This window comes from Gordonia sp. IEGM753 (assembly GCF_050321825.1).
In the GTDB taxonomy this organism is placed as follows: domain Bacteria; phylum Pseudomonadota; class Gammaproteobacteria; order Pseudomonadales; family Pseudomonadaceae; genus Aquipseudomonas.
In genome coordinates, this window is record NZ_JBNQGB010000001.1 from 2,046,666 (window position 1) to 2,060,173 (window position 13,508).

Consider the following 13,508-nt stretch of genomic DNA (forward strand, 5'->3'; position numbering starts at 1 on the left):
TCAAACCTCCCCGGCCATGGCAGTGCGACCAAATGAAGACAAGCCCTTGGCCCCCGTCGGCAAGCTCAACTCGCCCGTGGCGACACGCTGTTTGAGGTAGCGGAATGTTTGCAGGGTTTGCGCGTACAGGTGATCGCCGCAGGCAAGCGGTGCATATCGCTCGGGCATTGCCGCGTCGACCAGTTGCGCAATGGGCCGTATCAGCGTGTCGTAATCACAGGCGCAAAACATCGGAAACGCATAGCGTTCTTCGCCAACCTTGCGCACCCGATGAGCCGTGGCGATGTAAGTGCCGTTACTGAGCACTTCCATCATGTCGCCGATGTTGATCACAAACGCACCGTCCACCAGCGGCACGTCGATCCACTGCCCTGCCCCGTTCAGCACCTCAAGACCCGGCGCGGTCGGCAGCAGGATGGTGAAGCACTCGTAATCGGTGTGCGCGCCAATGCCGGGACGGTCCACCGGCGCCTCCGGCGAGAACGGGTAGTGAATCAGCCGCAGTTGGCTTGGGGGAGTGTTCACCTGCTGGCTGATGGTGTTTTCCGGTAAGCCCAGCGCCAGCGCAAAGCCTTTGAACAACGTAAGGCTGAGGCTGAAAACCGCGTCGTAGTAAGCCTTGATGTCTTCCTTGAAACCCGGTAATGCTGGCCACCGATTGGCACCCAGCATCGGCCTGCACCCCGTTGGCAGCAGGTAATCGTAGCCGACGTCAAACGCCTCCTTGTGATCGATGCTGCCTTCGACAAACTGCTCTTCACCCTCAGGAACATAGCCGCTGTGATTACTCGACAGCCCGATGTAATCCTGCAATTTCTGCTCAAGCGGCTGCGCAAAATACTCCGCCGCCCGCAGTTTCAGCCGACTGATGACCTGAGGGTCGATGCCGTGCCCGGTCACATACAGAAAACCCGCTTGTTCGGCCGCATGCCCCAAAGCGCTGGCAGCGCCTGCGCGGTCGGCCTGATTCGCAGAGTAGAGCCCGCCGATGTCCACCAGAGGCAAGCTTTGAAACGCGGGGCGAGGGTTGATTCGAGGCGTGGGCGCCATAAGTAACCTCCTGATGATTAGTCAAAATGTCACCTGGTCGTCCAGATATTGCAGAGCCGCGAGGCCTCCGGGTCGTCCCGGATCAAACGCACCCGAAAAGGTGCCAGACCGATTTTGCAAGCCGCATGCCACGTCTCCTAAAACGTCGCCTGCGCGCTTATCTCGCTGATTTGAAAAGGCCCGGTGATTGACCGGGCCAGAGCAGTGACAGGTTTTACCCCACGCCGACAGCACCAGAATGGGGCCGCCTGCGCACTGAGCGCACTATTTCGCAGAACCGTCCTTGGGCTTGTAAAACAAAAACCGTCCGATCTGGGCGGTCTTGATGTACTTGCCCGCCCAGTCTGGCTTGACGTTCTTGTCATGGAAGTACATCGCGCCATGCGTTCGGTCATTCAGTTGCTTGTTCAACGCCTTGCGTGCGATTTCCTTCGCCAACGTGTATTGGGTCTCTTCCTGCACCTGATCCGAGCGGCCGTCACACCACCACGAGAACTGGCAGTTTTTGGTTTCCGAACCTTGCTTCACCACCGCACACACCTTGTCCGGGAAGCCTTCATGACCCAACCGGTTCATCACTACGCTGGCGACGGCTTCCATCTCAGGTGTTTCCCGACCCTTGGCTTCCCAATAAATGGAGCGCGCCAGACAGGTGATCGCGTCGTCCAGTGGAGCCGTGCCGGCCGGGTCCACGGCCTGCACTTCGGTGGTGGTAATGGCTTCGGTTTTGGGCACCGGCACATCAGCGCTCTTGTCGGCGGCTTTCTGTTCCAGAACCACGGCTTTGTCTTTGGCTACCTCTTTTTGCTGTTCCTGGTCCGTCGCCATGGCGTTGCCGCCGACGAAGGTAATTGCAAGGCAGGTTGCTATCCAGATAAATCGCATGATCGACCCTTTGAGTGCAGCGAATTTGAACAACAGGATATTGGCGCTGTAACGCGCCTGTTCGACAAACTGGCTAGATTGTAGTTGCCAAAATTCGTTCCAACAGGCCGTTAATTAAACTGTGTTGAGGCGCGAAAAGGCATTGCGCTCACGGGGGTAAAATCGCGCATCATGGGGGCAATCAGTTCAAGGGGAATTTCCATGCGTTGCATTGCATCCGTCACGCGTCTTGCTGTGTTGTCACTGGGCCTGGCGTTCGCCGCCAATGCGCTGGCCGCCGAAGAAAAACAACTGATTGATTCGATCAACGTCTACCGCAGCCAGGTACAACGTTGCGGGGATCAGGCAGCGGGCGAGTTGCCGCCACTGGCGGGCGACCCACGGCTTGCGCTCTCCGCCACCAGTGTCGGCAACCTGCAACAAGCCATGGCCACCGTGGGCTACCCGATGGTCAATGTGCAGGCAATCAGCTTGTCCGGCCCGCGCGATGCCGCATCGGCGATGACGGCCATCCGCGAAAGTTTTTGTCAGGTGGTGCTCGACCCGCAATTCGTCGACGTGGGCGTTAGCCGAAATGACCGTGAATGGCGCATCGTGTTGGCCCGGCCACTGTTGACCGCACGTTTGGGCGACACGCAAGCAGAGGGGCAAAAGCTGTTGCTGCAGCTCAATAGCGCCCGGGCGCAGCCGCACCAATGTGGCACGCAATCGTTCGCTGCCACCACGCCGCTGACCTGGAACGCCACGTTGGCCACCGCCGCCGAAACCCACTCACGAGACATGGCCAACAACAATTACTTTGATCATAAGGACCGCAACGGCGGCACACCGGGTGATCGCGCTGAGCTCGCAGGCTATATCGCCCAGCAAATCGGCGAGAACATTGCTGCCGGCCAAGACACCGTCGGCAAGGTTGTCGATGGCTGGCTGGCCAGCCCAGGGCATTGCGCAAACCTGATGAACCCGCAGTTCCGTGAGCTGGGCGCTGCCTATGCGGTGGACCCGAAAAGTGACTCCGGCATTTACTGGACCGCAATGTTCGGCACGCAGTAAGTGCCGCCCGCTATCAATTGCGTTGATCTTTCAAATCATCAATTGGAATTTTTTATTTGAATCCGACGTCTTCAAGATGACACCACTCGAAAAACGTCGGACAAAACCCTCATGAATATCAATTTTGCGTTTGCGTGCATGATCGTGGTGTCGTTTGCGATTGCGTTGGGCCACAGCTGAGCGGCGCCAACCCATCGACAAATAATTGAGCATTTACATGCACAATAATCATCCCTAGTATTCAGCCATCTCCGGATGGCTCGTAGCACCTGCCTCCGACGTTTTCCGCAACCGGAAACACGTTTTATGAAACGCCGCATCGTTAACCTGCCGATGGCCCTGCGCCGTTCGAAACTGCGTCATTCCGCACGCCCGCCAGATACCGTCCTGTCTGCTTGAACGCGCGCCTCAAGCGCCGCGTTCCTTCAACTATCAATGCCCCTTGTGGATCGAGCTTGCTCGCGAACAGCCTGTGTCAGTCACCCTTGCGGGACATGATGCAGCGCCGTTGCGGGCAGCCTTGCACATCGTCTGCATTGGTTGAATGGCCTCGAGCTATTGCCCATTTTTGGACACTGACATGACTCAACGTTGTGATTCCTACTACACCGCTACGCTCAATCAAGAAACCGACTATCCGACCCTGCAAGGCCAGCACCGCGTTGACGTGGTGATCATCGGCGGCGGTTTTACCGGTGTCGCCACGGCGGTGGAACTGACCGAAAAAGGCTTGAAAGTCGCCATCGTCGAAAGCAACAAGATCGGCTGGGGTGCCACTGGACGCAATGGCGGCCAGGTCACGGGAAGTCTTTCCGGCGACGAAGCGATGCGCAAACAGATGCGGCGCACGCTGGGCGATGAGGTCGATGACTTTATCTGGCACCTGCGCTGGCGCGGACACCAGATCATCGAGCAGCGCGTCAAGAAATACGCGATTGCCTGCGACCTCAAGCACGGTCACTTGCACGCCGCTTACAAACCGAGCCACATGGACGGCTTGCGCAAGGATTATGAGGAAGCGGTACGCCGTGGCATGGCCGATGACATCAGCCTGCTCGACCGCAGTCAGGTACGTGATTTGCTGGAAAGCGACCTGTATCACGGTGCGATCAAGAACACCCGCAACCTGCATTTGCACCCGCTCAATTTGTGCATTGGCGAGGCACGAGCAGCTGAAAGCCTGGGCGCATTGATCTTCGAGAACAGCGAAGTGCTGGAGATCATCCACGGCCCGACACCCGGTGTGCGCACCGCTCACGGTCGTATCGATGCGAATCAAGTGCTGCTGGCCGGCGATGTTTATCACACACTCGAACCGGGCAAGCTCAAGGGCAAGATATTCCCGGCCATGGGCGGCATCGTCACCACTGCGCCGCTGGGCGACCTGGCCCGGCAGATCAACCGCGAAGACCTGGCGGTCTACGATTGCCGTTTTGTGCTTGATTACTATCGCCCGACTGCCGACGGGCGCCTGCTCTTTGGCGGTGGCGCCAATTACAGCGGCAAGGATTCTCGCGACATCGCTGCCGAGCTACGCCCGTGCATCGAGCAGACATTCCCGGCGCTCAAAGGCGTGGCCATCGACTATCAATGGAGTTGCGCGATGGGCATCGTGATCAACCGCATACCGCAGTTGGGCAAGCTGTCGGACAATGTCTGGTATTGCCAAGGCTACTCCGGCCACGGCATTGCAACCACGCACATCATGGGTGAAATCATGGCGCGCGCCATCACCGGCCAACTCGAACAGTACGAAACCTTTGCTGCCTGCCAGCACATCCGTGTGCCGATGGGCGACCTGCTTGGCAACCCGATGCTGGCCGCTGGCATGTGGTACTACCAGATGCTCGAGCGCCTGCGCTAGCGGCTGAACATGATCGGCGCCTGCGGGAGCCTTCGCGAATCCGCAGGCGCTGGCGTGAATGGCAAACCCAACGTCAGGCGCCGACGCGTACCAGCAACACCCGCGTCACTCGACGCTCCTCAACCGACACCACGCTGATCCGCCAGCCGTCCCACTCCAGGTTGTCGCCGATCACCGGCAACCTGTCCAGCAGGCTGACCACCAGTCCCGCCAGCGTCTGATAGTCCTCGGTTGGCTCTGCGGCAAACCCGGTGCGTTGCCGCACCCGTGTCAGGTTCAATGCACCGCCGACCATGAATCCCCCCTGCTCTTCGACGACGTCCGGGCCTTCGATTTCACTGGCGTCAGGCAACTCGCCCGCGATCGACTCAAGAATGTCGGTCATGGTCAAGATACCCACGAAGTCACCGAACTCATTGACCACAAAGGCAATGTGAGTCGACGCCTTGCGCATCTGCTCCAGCGCATTGAGGATCGAGTAACTGTCCAGCAAGTTCAGGGTCTTGCGCGCCAACGGCTCAAGGCCCGGTTGATTGCCGGCCAGGTATTCCTTCAACAGTTCCTTTTTGTGCACGAAGCCCAGTGGTTCGTCGACGGCACCGTCGCGAATCAGCGGCAGGCGCGAGTAAGGCGAATGCATCAAGCGTGTGCGGATGGTTTCGGCGTCACTGGCCACATCGATGTAGTCGACGTCGGCACGTACCGTCATCACCGTGCGGATCGGCCGCTCGGCCAGTTGCAACACACCACTGATCATCACCCGCTCGCGACGGTCGAACAATTCTTCGGCCGGCGTCTCGCCATTGTCGAGCAGGTCGACGATTTCTTCCCCGACCTCCTCGACCGCCAGTTTTCGCCCACCCAACAAACGCAGGACTGCGTGGGCAGTGCGCTCGCGCATCGGCCGCAACCCTTGCACCGATTTCTTGCGCCGGGCACGGGCGATCTGGTTGAACACCTCGATCAGGATCGAGAAGCCAATGGCCGCGTACAAGTAGCCTTTCGGAATGTGGAAACCAAGGCCTTCGGCGGTCAGCGCGAAGCCGATCATCATCAAAAAACCCAGGCACAGCATGATCACTGTGGGGTGCGTGTTGACGAAGCGGGTCAACGGTTTGCTGGCGACAATCATCAGGCCGATGGAAATGATCACCGCGATCATCATCACCGCCAACTCATCAACCATGCCCACAGCCGTAATCACCGCGTCCAGAGAGAACACCGCGTCGAGCACCACAATTTGCGCCACGATCGGCCAGAACATCGCATACGTTGCGTTTGTCGAGCGCTCGCCAATGTGGCCTTCGAGGCGTTCGTGCAACTCCATGGTGGCCTTGAACAGCAAGAACACACCACCGAACAGCATGATCAGGTCACGGCCGGAAAAGCTCTTGTCGAACACTTCGAACAGCGGTTGAGTGAGTGTCACCAGCCAGGAAATACTCGCCAGCAAGCCCAGACGCATCAGCAACGCCAGGGATAAACCGATGATGCGTGCACGGTCCCGCTGCTCGGGCGGCAATTTGTCGGCAAGGATGGCGATAAACACCAGGTTGTCGATGCCCAGCACCAGCTCCAGCACAATCAAGGTCAACAAGCCCAGCCAGGCTGTGGGGTCAGCTATCCATTCCATAAAAACGTCTCTATCTCTTCAGTGAAATCAGAATGCCGGGCACGGCAAGGCGCGGCGCAGAGGCCGTGAAGCTGCGATGACGAGGCGGTTCACACGTGTAAAGAAAGGATGTCTGATGTGCATCAAGGCTGCGCGATTGCGCGGGGAAGAAGGATAACCGGGAGGCTCCAAAAGGGTGTTCATGTAGATCCTGAATCGAAAATGGCCTTGAAGCGTACAGTCGAAAGCGATATTTCCTACAGCCGAATTCATTACAAGATTTGTACTAACGGTTTTTCAGGGCCTCGATGTACCTTGCGACCGCGGGTGACTTCTCAAAGCGCCGGTACACCAGCGACAACCATGAACTCGCCTCGCAGCCGTCGATGGCGCGGTACAAGACCCCGGGCAAACCGATGTGCCCGACCACGGACGCCGGCACGACAGCCACGCCTTGCGCCAGTGAAACCAGTGCCAGTACCGCCACCAACCCACCCGGTTGCGCGCCGAGCTTCGGTGAAAACCCGCCCTCGGCGGCCACCTGCAGCGTGCCGCTGATTTGTTCGGGCAGGATAAATACTTCGTCCTGCAGATGCGCAGCGGAAATTTTTGGCAAACGCGTCAACCAGGATTCGCCCGACACGGCCAGTACAAATCCTTCTGCGTCGAGACGAATAGCGTCCAGGCCGTCCGGCAAGGTCATGGGCGAGCGAACGTAACCGATATCAAACCGCCCCTCGGCGACCATGGCAGGCAACGTTGCCATTGGACTTTCTCGAACACTGAGACTCACCTCGGGGCATTCGAGACTGAAGGCCTGCACCTGCTTTTGCAGCAACCCTGTGTAAACCGCAGAAGCCACGTAACCCAATTCGATATGACCCGTGTCGCCTCGCCCCGCTCGCTGGGCATGACGTTGGGCTGACTCAAATTGGCGTACCGTTGCCGCCGCCTCGATCATCAGCGCAGCACCCGCCTCGGTCAGGCTCACTTCGCGTTGCTGGCGAACAAACAGCCGCGTACCGAGTTCGTGCTCCATGTCCTGGATCTGCCGGCTCAGGGTTGGCGGTGCAATGCCCAGTTGTTCGGCGGCGCGGGTGAAGTTGCGCTGCCGGGCGACGGCCAGAAAGTAGCGAAAGTGACGAATTTCCATAACGGCGTTAGCTCAAAGGTAATGAAGTGACGAGTTACGCCTAACAGTGCAATCACTTGCCAGCGTTAATCTTTAACCACTTCACAGTAGAGATATTTCGCCATGTACGTCAAACCCAAGGTGAGCCCGCGCCTGACCTTACTTATTGCCTCAGGTGTCTGTTCATTGATTGTGCTCGACACCAACATTGTTGCGGTGACCTTGCCGACCATTGCTCGCGACCTGGGCGCCAATTTCGCCGACATCGAGTGGGTGGTCAGCGCCTACATGCTGGCCTTCGCCGCGCTGCTGTTACCTGCGGGCAGCATTGCCGACCGCTTTGGCCGGCAGAAAACCCTGCTCTGGGGCTTGGGTATTTTCATCCTCGCCTCCGTAGGCTGCGGTGCCGCGCCGACGGCAGTGTGGCTGGACATCGCACGCGCTATCAAAGGTATCGGCGCGGCACTGCTGCTGACCTCCGCGCTGGCGTCCATCGGGCATATTTTTCACGATGAGGTTGAACGTGCCAGGGCCTGGGCATTTTGGGGGGCCTGCATGGGCGTGGCGATGACTGCCGCACCGACCGTTGGCGGGCTGATCACCGAATACATTGGCTGGCGCTGGATTTTTTATCTCAATGTGCCGGTAGGCGTGTGTTTGATGTTCATGGTGTGGCGTGCGGTGCCTGAATCCCGTGATCCCGAGGCAGCACGCCTTGACCCTTGGGGAAGCCTGGCATTCAGTGCGAGCCTGTTGTGCCTTATCTGGGGCCTGATCGAAGCCAACCGCATCGGCTGGAGCAACCCGCTGACCTATGTCCGAATGATCGCAGGCGCGCTGTTACTGGGGCTGTTTGTGGTGATTGAACAGCGCCAGCAGCGGCCGATGGTCGACCTGTCGCTGTTCCGGCATCCGCGATTTATCGGTGCACTGCTGGGCATGTTTGCCTACGCCGGTTGCGCACAAGTCATGATGACCCTGCTGCCTTTCTACCTGCAAAACGGCCTCGGTTTTTCAGCCATCGCCTCTGGCCTGGGCATGCTGCCGTTTGCCCTGACCATGCTGATGTGCCCGCGTATCGGTGTGCGTCTGGCGCAGCGGGTAGCACCGGCCACATTGATGGCCACCGGTTTGACACTGGTAAGCGTCGGTAACTTGCTCTGTGCATGGGCCGTCAACAACGCAGGTTACCTGCCCTTCGCCTTGGCGATTGCGGTGACGGGCGCCGGCGCCGGGTTATTGAACGGCGACACGCAGAAAAACATCATGGCCTGTGTGCCACGCGAACGCACCGGGATGGCCTCCGGCATGAGCACCACCATGCGCTTCAGCGCCATCGTGCTGGCGATCGGTGTGTACGGGGCGTTGTTGTCCAGCCACACCGAGTCACTGCTGCACGCCAGCCTGTCAGTACAGGGGCCGCAATGGCTGGACCAAACCCAAGGCATAGCCTCACGCGTGGTGGCGGGTGACATGGCGGCGGCGCTGAGCCTGCTGCCGGAAACGGCGCGGCCGATAGTCGAACCCTTGGCACGCCAGGCATTTGTCGGTGGTTTCAGCCTGTTGTTGTGGGTCGCAGGCTGGCTTGGGCTGTTGGGGGCACTGCTGGTGGGGACACTGATGCGCAATCCGATCCCGACGCCAAAGGCTTTTTCCCTCGCCAGCAAATAACCGGGGAGTCATGCGCGCCGCTCAGTTGTCATCTTTTAACCCGACGGACAACTCACTGATCACTGGAGCACCCCATGGCGAAAATCACCATTGCCCAGCAACTGGCAACCACCCTGGAACAGGCCGGCGTCAAACGCATCTGGGGCCTGACCGGCGACAGCTTGAACGGCTTGACCGATGCGTTGCGTACCATGGACAGCATCGAGTGGATGCACGTGCGTCACGAAGAGGTCGCAGCCTTTGCCGCAGGCGCCGAAGCGGCGGTCACTGGAGAGCTGGCGGTGTGTGCCGGCAGTTGTGGGCCGGGCAATCTGCACTTGATCAACGGTCTGTTCGATTGCCACAGGAACCACGTTCCGGTGTTGGCGATTGCTGCGCAAATTCCTTCGTCCGAGGTCGGCCTCAACTACTTCCAGGAAACCCATCCGCAGGAACTGTTCAAGGAGTGCAGCCACTTTATCGAACTGGTGAGCAACCCGGCACAAATGCCCCAGGTGCTGCATCGCGCGATGCGCAGTGCAATCCTCAATCGGGGTGTGGCGGTGGTAGTGATTCCGGGCGATGTGGCCTTGACGGAAGTCGAGGACAACCTCAAACCCTGGCCAGCACTTGCCCAACCTCGCACCTTGCCGGCGCCACATGATCTGGATCGGCTGGTGGAGTTGTTGACCCGCAGTAAAGCCGTGACATTGATGTGCGGTGCCGGGTGTGCCGGCGCGCACGATCAGGTGGTGGCATTGGCCGATGCGCTCGGTGCGCCAGTGGTGCATGCCCTGCGCGGCAAGGAACACGTGGAGTGGGATAACCCGTACGACGTCGGCATGACCGGGCTGATCGGCTTCAGTTCGGGGTATCACGCGATGCTCAACTGCGACACGCTGGTGATGCTGGGCACTGACTTTCCGTATCGGCAGTTCTACCCTACCGACGCGACCATCATCCAGATCGACCATGATCCGCAAGCGCTCGGCCGCCGAGCCACGCTGGATCTTGGTATAGCCGCCGATGTCAGCGAAACCCTGGCGGCGCTGTTGCCACGCCTGCCTTACCGCGCCGACCGGAGCTTTCTTGAGTCCTCGCTCAAGCACTACGAGAAGGCTCGCCAAGGGCTGGACGACCTTGCCAAACCTTCCGCCGCGGGTCGCCCGATTCATCCGCAATACCTCACCCGCCTGCTCAGCGAATTGGCTGATGAAGACGCGATTTTCACCGCCGACGTCGGCACGCCAACCGTATGGGCGGCGCGGTATCTGAAGATGAACGGCAAGCGTCGCCTGCTGGGTTCGTTCAATCATGGTTCGATGGCCAACGCCATGCCGCAGGCCATTGGCGCACAAGCGGCGTTTCCCGACCGTCAGGTGATTTCGCTGTCCGGTGATGGTGGTTTCAGCATGCTGATGGGCGACTTCATCTCGCTCGCGCAGTTGAAGTTGCCAGTGAAAATCATCGTTTACGACAACGCGTCATTGGGTTTCGTGGCAATGGAAATGAAGTCGAGCGGCCTGCTCGACACCGGTACTGATTTGCATAACCCGGACTTTGCCGCCATGGCCAATGCCATGGGTATCCTGGGGATTCGCGTTGAAGAGTCCGAGGCACTGGAGCCGGCGTTGCGCCGCGCGTTAGCGCACGATGGGCCGGTGCTGGTGGACGTGATTACGGCGACGCAAGAGTTGGCGATGCCGCCGACCATCAAGCTGGAACAGGCAAAAGGGTTCAGCCTGTACATGCTCAAGGCAGTAATGAGCGGGCGCGGCGATGAAGTGATCGAGTTGGCGCGGACTAATTTGTTCCGCTGAAAACCACGTCGCCCCTTTCGCGATGCAGGCGTCTGGCTTGCCAGCGATGGCGTCTTTGGAATCGTCATCACCGGCAAGCCGGTTTCCTACGGGATTTGGGTTCGGGGCATCAACCCAGGCACCACAACAGATCCGTAGGAGACTGGCTTGCCAGCGATGGCGTCTTCGGAATCGCCATCACCGGCAAGCCGGTTTCCTACGGGATTTGTGTTCGGGGCGTCAATCTGGGCAGGCACCACCGATCCGTAGGAGTCTGGCTTGCCAGCGATGGCGTCTTTGGAATCGCCATCACCGGCAAGCCGGTTTCCTACGGGATTTGGGTTCGGGGCATCAACCCAGGCACCACCGGACCGTAGGCGTCTTGCTTGGCAGCGATGGCGTCTTTGAAATCGCCATCACCGGCAAGCCGGTTTCCTACGGGGTTTGTGTTCGGGGCGTCAATCTGGGCAGGCACCACCGGACCGTAGGCGTCTGGCGTGCCAGCGATGGCGTCTTTGAAATCGCCATCACCGGCAAGCCGGTTTCCTACGGGATTTGTGTTCGGGGCATCAACCCAGGCACCACAACAGATCCGTAGGAGACTGGCTTGCCAGCGATGGCGTCTTCGGAATCGTCATCACCGGCAAGCCGGTTTCCTACGGGATTTGGGTTCGGAGCGTCAATCTGGGCAGGCACCACCGGACCGTAGGCGTCTGACTTGGCAGCGATGGCGTCTTTGGAACCGCCATCGCCGGTGCGCCGGACAACAAAGTCACTTAACCCATCACTCAGTTTGAAAACAGGTCATCAATGTGCCGATAGTCAACCTGCAAATCAGCCGCGAGCTGCTTCGCCCGCCCCAGCCGAATCGGTCCGCGCTCGATATCAATCAACAACCCCGGACACGCCAGCGCTGGCAACAGTGACCACTGCTTCAACCGGCCATCCGTGACCAGCAACAAACGTTGCTGCTCTGCGGGGAAACGCTTCTGCCTGGCCGCCAACCAATGGCCAGCTTCAATCAGTGCCGCCAGCAACGGCGTACCTCCGCCCGCCCCTAATTCCTCCAGCCATGAGCGCAAACCGCTAGAGGCTTTCAAGCCTTGAACCTGCCATTGCGGCAGATTGCCACTAGCCGTCAGCAAGGCCAGACGCGCACGTTGCCGGTAGGCGTCATCGAACAACTGCGCCAGTAATCCCTTGGCATCACTCAATGCCTGATGCCGGCGTGTCGAGGCCGAGGCATCGACGATCACCAGCCATAGTTCATGGGGTGACCGGGTTCGCAGGTGAAACAGCACGTCTTTACGCTGCTTTGGCCGCCCGTTAAGCAAGGTGCCAGACCAGTTGATTGATCCGCTACGCGCCGCATGACGCTTGCCCTGTTTACCTGCGTCCAGCCGTCCTGCGCGGGGTTTGGCATTCGCCCCCGCATCAGATCGAGGGCGAATGCCTAAGGCTTTTTTGGCCAGCTCGGCACTTCACGCCGAGCACCAACCGGTAGCGCTTGCGCGGGCATTTCACCCCATTGACCCTGGTTCCGATTATCCCCGGGGTCGGCTTGCTGGCTGGACGGTGGCGTACTCTGCGACGGTGCAGGCGGCGTTGGTTCGCGGCGGCGGTGGCGCAAGGCAAACTCGGCAACCGCGTCGATGTCTTCCTTGGCAATCGCCGTCGACCCGCGCCATGCAGCATGCGCACGGGCGGCGCGCAGCCACACCAGGTCGGCGCGCAAGCCATCGACACTGGCAGCAAAGCAACGCTCGGTAATGTCTGCCAGCGCGGCATCGTCCAGGGGAATGCTGGCCAAGGCACCGCGCGCCTTTTCGCATTGTTCACGCAGTGCTTGCTGCTGATGTTCCCATTGAGCGCAGAAACGGTGCGGATCGCTGTCGAAATCCAGCCGTCGACGGATAATCTGCCCGCGCTCGGCCGGCAAGGCATGACCACTGAGCGCGACGTTCAAGCCGAAACGGTCGAGCAGTTGTGGGCGCAGTTCACCCTCTTCCGGGTTCATGGTGCCGATCAGCACGAACCTGGCTGAATGCCGATGCGAAATACCGTCGCGTTCTATCAGGTTGGTGCCGCTGGCGGCGACGTCCAGCAACAGATCCACCAGATGATCCGGCAGCAAGTTGACTTCATCGACGTACAGCACGCCGCCGTCAGCCTTGGCCAATACACCGGGGGAAAACTGCGCCCGGCCTTCGCTGAGCGCCGCATCGAGGTCCAGCGTGCCGACCAGGCGCTCTTCAGTCGCGCCCAGTGGCAAGGTGACAAATTGACCGCTGGCCAACAGGTCGGCGAGGCCACGGGCCAAGGTCGACTTAGCCATGCCGCGCGGCCCCTCAATGAGCACACCACCGATTTTCGGGTCGATGGCGGTGAGGCACAGCGCGAGTTTCAGTTCGTCGGCGCCGACCACGGCACAGAGCGGGAAATGCGGAGTATCGGTCATGGTTA

At 59.7% G+C, this 13,508-nt stretch carries 11 protein-coding genes; 5 read left to right on the top strand and 6 right to left on the bottom strand.

The features are described from left to right. Both ACQR3R_RS09175 and ACQR3R_RS09180 read right to left on the bottom strand, forming a co-directional pair. On the bottom strand, positions 1–1,050 hold the full coding sequence (locus ACQR3R_RS09175; protein WP_428271735.1) for a 2OG-Fe(II) oxygenase family protein: 1,050 nt from the start codon (positions 1,048–1,050) through the stop codon (positions 1–3). Between the two features lie 264 nt (positions 1,051–1,314). Beyond that, positions 1,315–1,935 (bottom strand): cell wall hydrolase, encoded by a 621-nt coding sequence (locus ACQR3R_RS09180; protein WP_428271736.1) that lies wholly within the window; start codon positions 1,933–1,935, stop codon positions 1,315–1,317. A gap of 201 nt (positions 1,936–2,136) precedes the next feature. On the opposite strand from ACQR3R_RS09180, the gene ACQR3R_RS09185 reads away from it, so the two are divergent. Then, on the top strand, positions 2,137–2,988 hold the full coding sequence (locus ACQR3R_RS09185; RefSeq protein WP_428271737.1) for a CAP domain-containing protein: 852 nt from the start codon (positions 2,137–2,139) through the stop codon (positions 2,986–2,988). 580 nt (positions 2,989–3,568) lie between these two features. Next, on the top strand, positions 3,569–4,852 hold the full coding sequence (locus tag ACQR3R_RS09190) for an FAD-dependent oxidoreductase (RefSeq protein ID WP_428271738.1): 1,284 nt from the start codon (positions 3,569–3,571) through the stop codon (positions 4,850–4,852). A 73-nt stretch (positions 4,853–4,925) separates the two neighbouring features. On the opposite strand, the gene ACQR3R_RS09195 is transcribed toward ACQR3R_RS09190, so the two are convergent. Further along, complete coding sequence (locus ACQR3R_RS09195; protein WP_428271739.1) at positions 4,926–6,485, bottom strand: TerC family protein; 1,560 nt, start codon at positions 6,483–6,485, stop codon at positions 4,926–4,928. Positions 6,486–6,750: 265 nt separating this feature from the next. Continuing rightward, positions 6,751–7,617, bottom strand: a complete 867-nt coding sequence (locus tag ACQR3R_RS09200) for a LysR substrate-binding domain-containing protein (protein WP_428271740.1) — start codon at positions 7,615–7,617, stop codon at positions 6,751–6,753. A 102-nt stretch (positions 7,618–7,719) separates the two neighbouring features. On the opposite strand from ACQR3R_RS09200, the gene ACQR3R_RS09205 reads away from it, so the two are divergent. The 3 genes from ACQR3R_RS09205 (at position 7,720) to ACQR3R_RS09215 (ending at position 11,643) form a co-directional block, all read left to right on the top strand. Continuing rightward, positions 7,720–9,267: an MFS transporter gene (locus tag ACQR3R_RS09205; protein ID WP_428271741.1), complete on the top strand. Its 1,548-nt coding sequence runs from the start codon at positions 7,720–7,722 to the stop codon at positions 9,265–9,267. Between the two features lie 74 nt (positions 9,268–9,341). After that, complete coding sequence (gene poxB / locus ACQR3R_RS09210; RefSeq protein ID WP_428271742.1) at positions 9,342–11,066, top strand: ubiquinone-dependent pyruvate dehydrogenase; 1,725 nt, start codon at positions 9,342–9,344, stop codon at positions 11,064–11,066. Between the two features lie 361 nt (positions 11,067–11,427). Continuing rightward, on the top strand, positions 11,428–11,643 hold the full coding sequence (locus ACQR3R_RS09215; RefSeq protein ID WP_428271743.1) for a hypothetical protein: 216 nt from the start codon (positions 11,428–11,430) through the stop codon (positions 11,641–11,643). 190 nt (positions 11,644–11,833) lie between these two features. On the opposite strand, the gene ACQR3R_RS09220 is transcribed toward ACQR3R_RS09215, so the two are convergent. Then, on the bottom strand, positions 11,834–12,346 hold the full coding sequence (locus ACQR3R_RS09220) for a VWA domain-containing protein (RefSeq protein WP_428271744.1): 513 nt from the start codon (positions 12,344–12,346) through the stop codon (positions 11,834–11,836). Between the two features lie 152 nt (positions 12,347–12,498). Further along, a complete protein-coding gene (locus tag ACQR3R_RS09225) occupies positions 12,499–13,503 on the bottom strand; it encodes an AAA family ATPase (RefSeq protein WP_428271746.1) in 1,005 nt (334 codons plus the stop codon). Between the last annotated feature and the right edge of the window lie 5 nt (positions 13,504–13,508).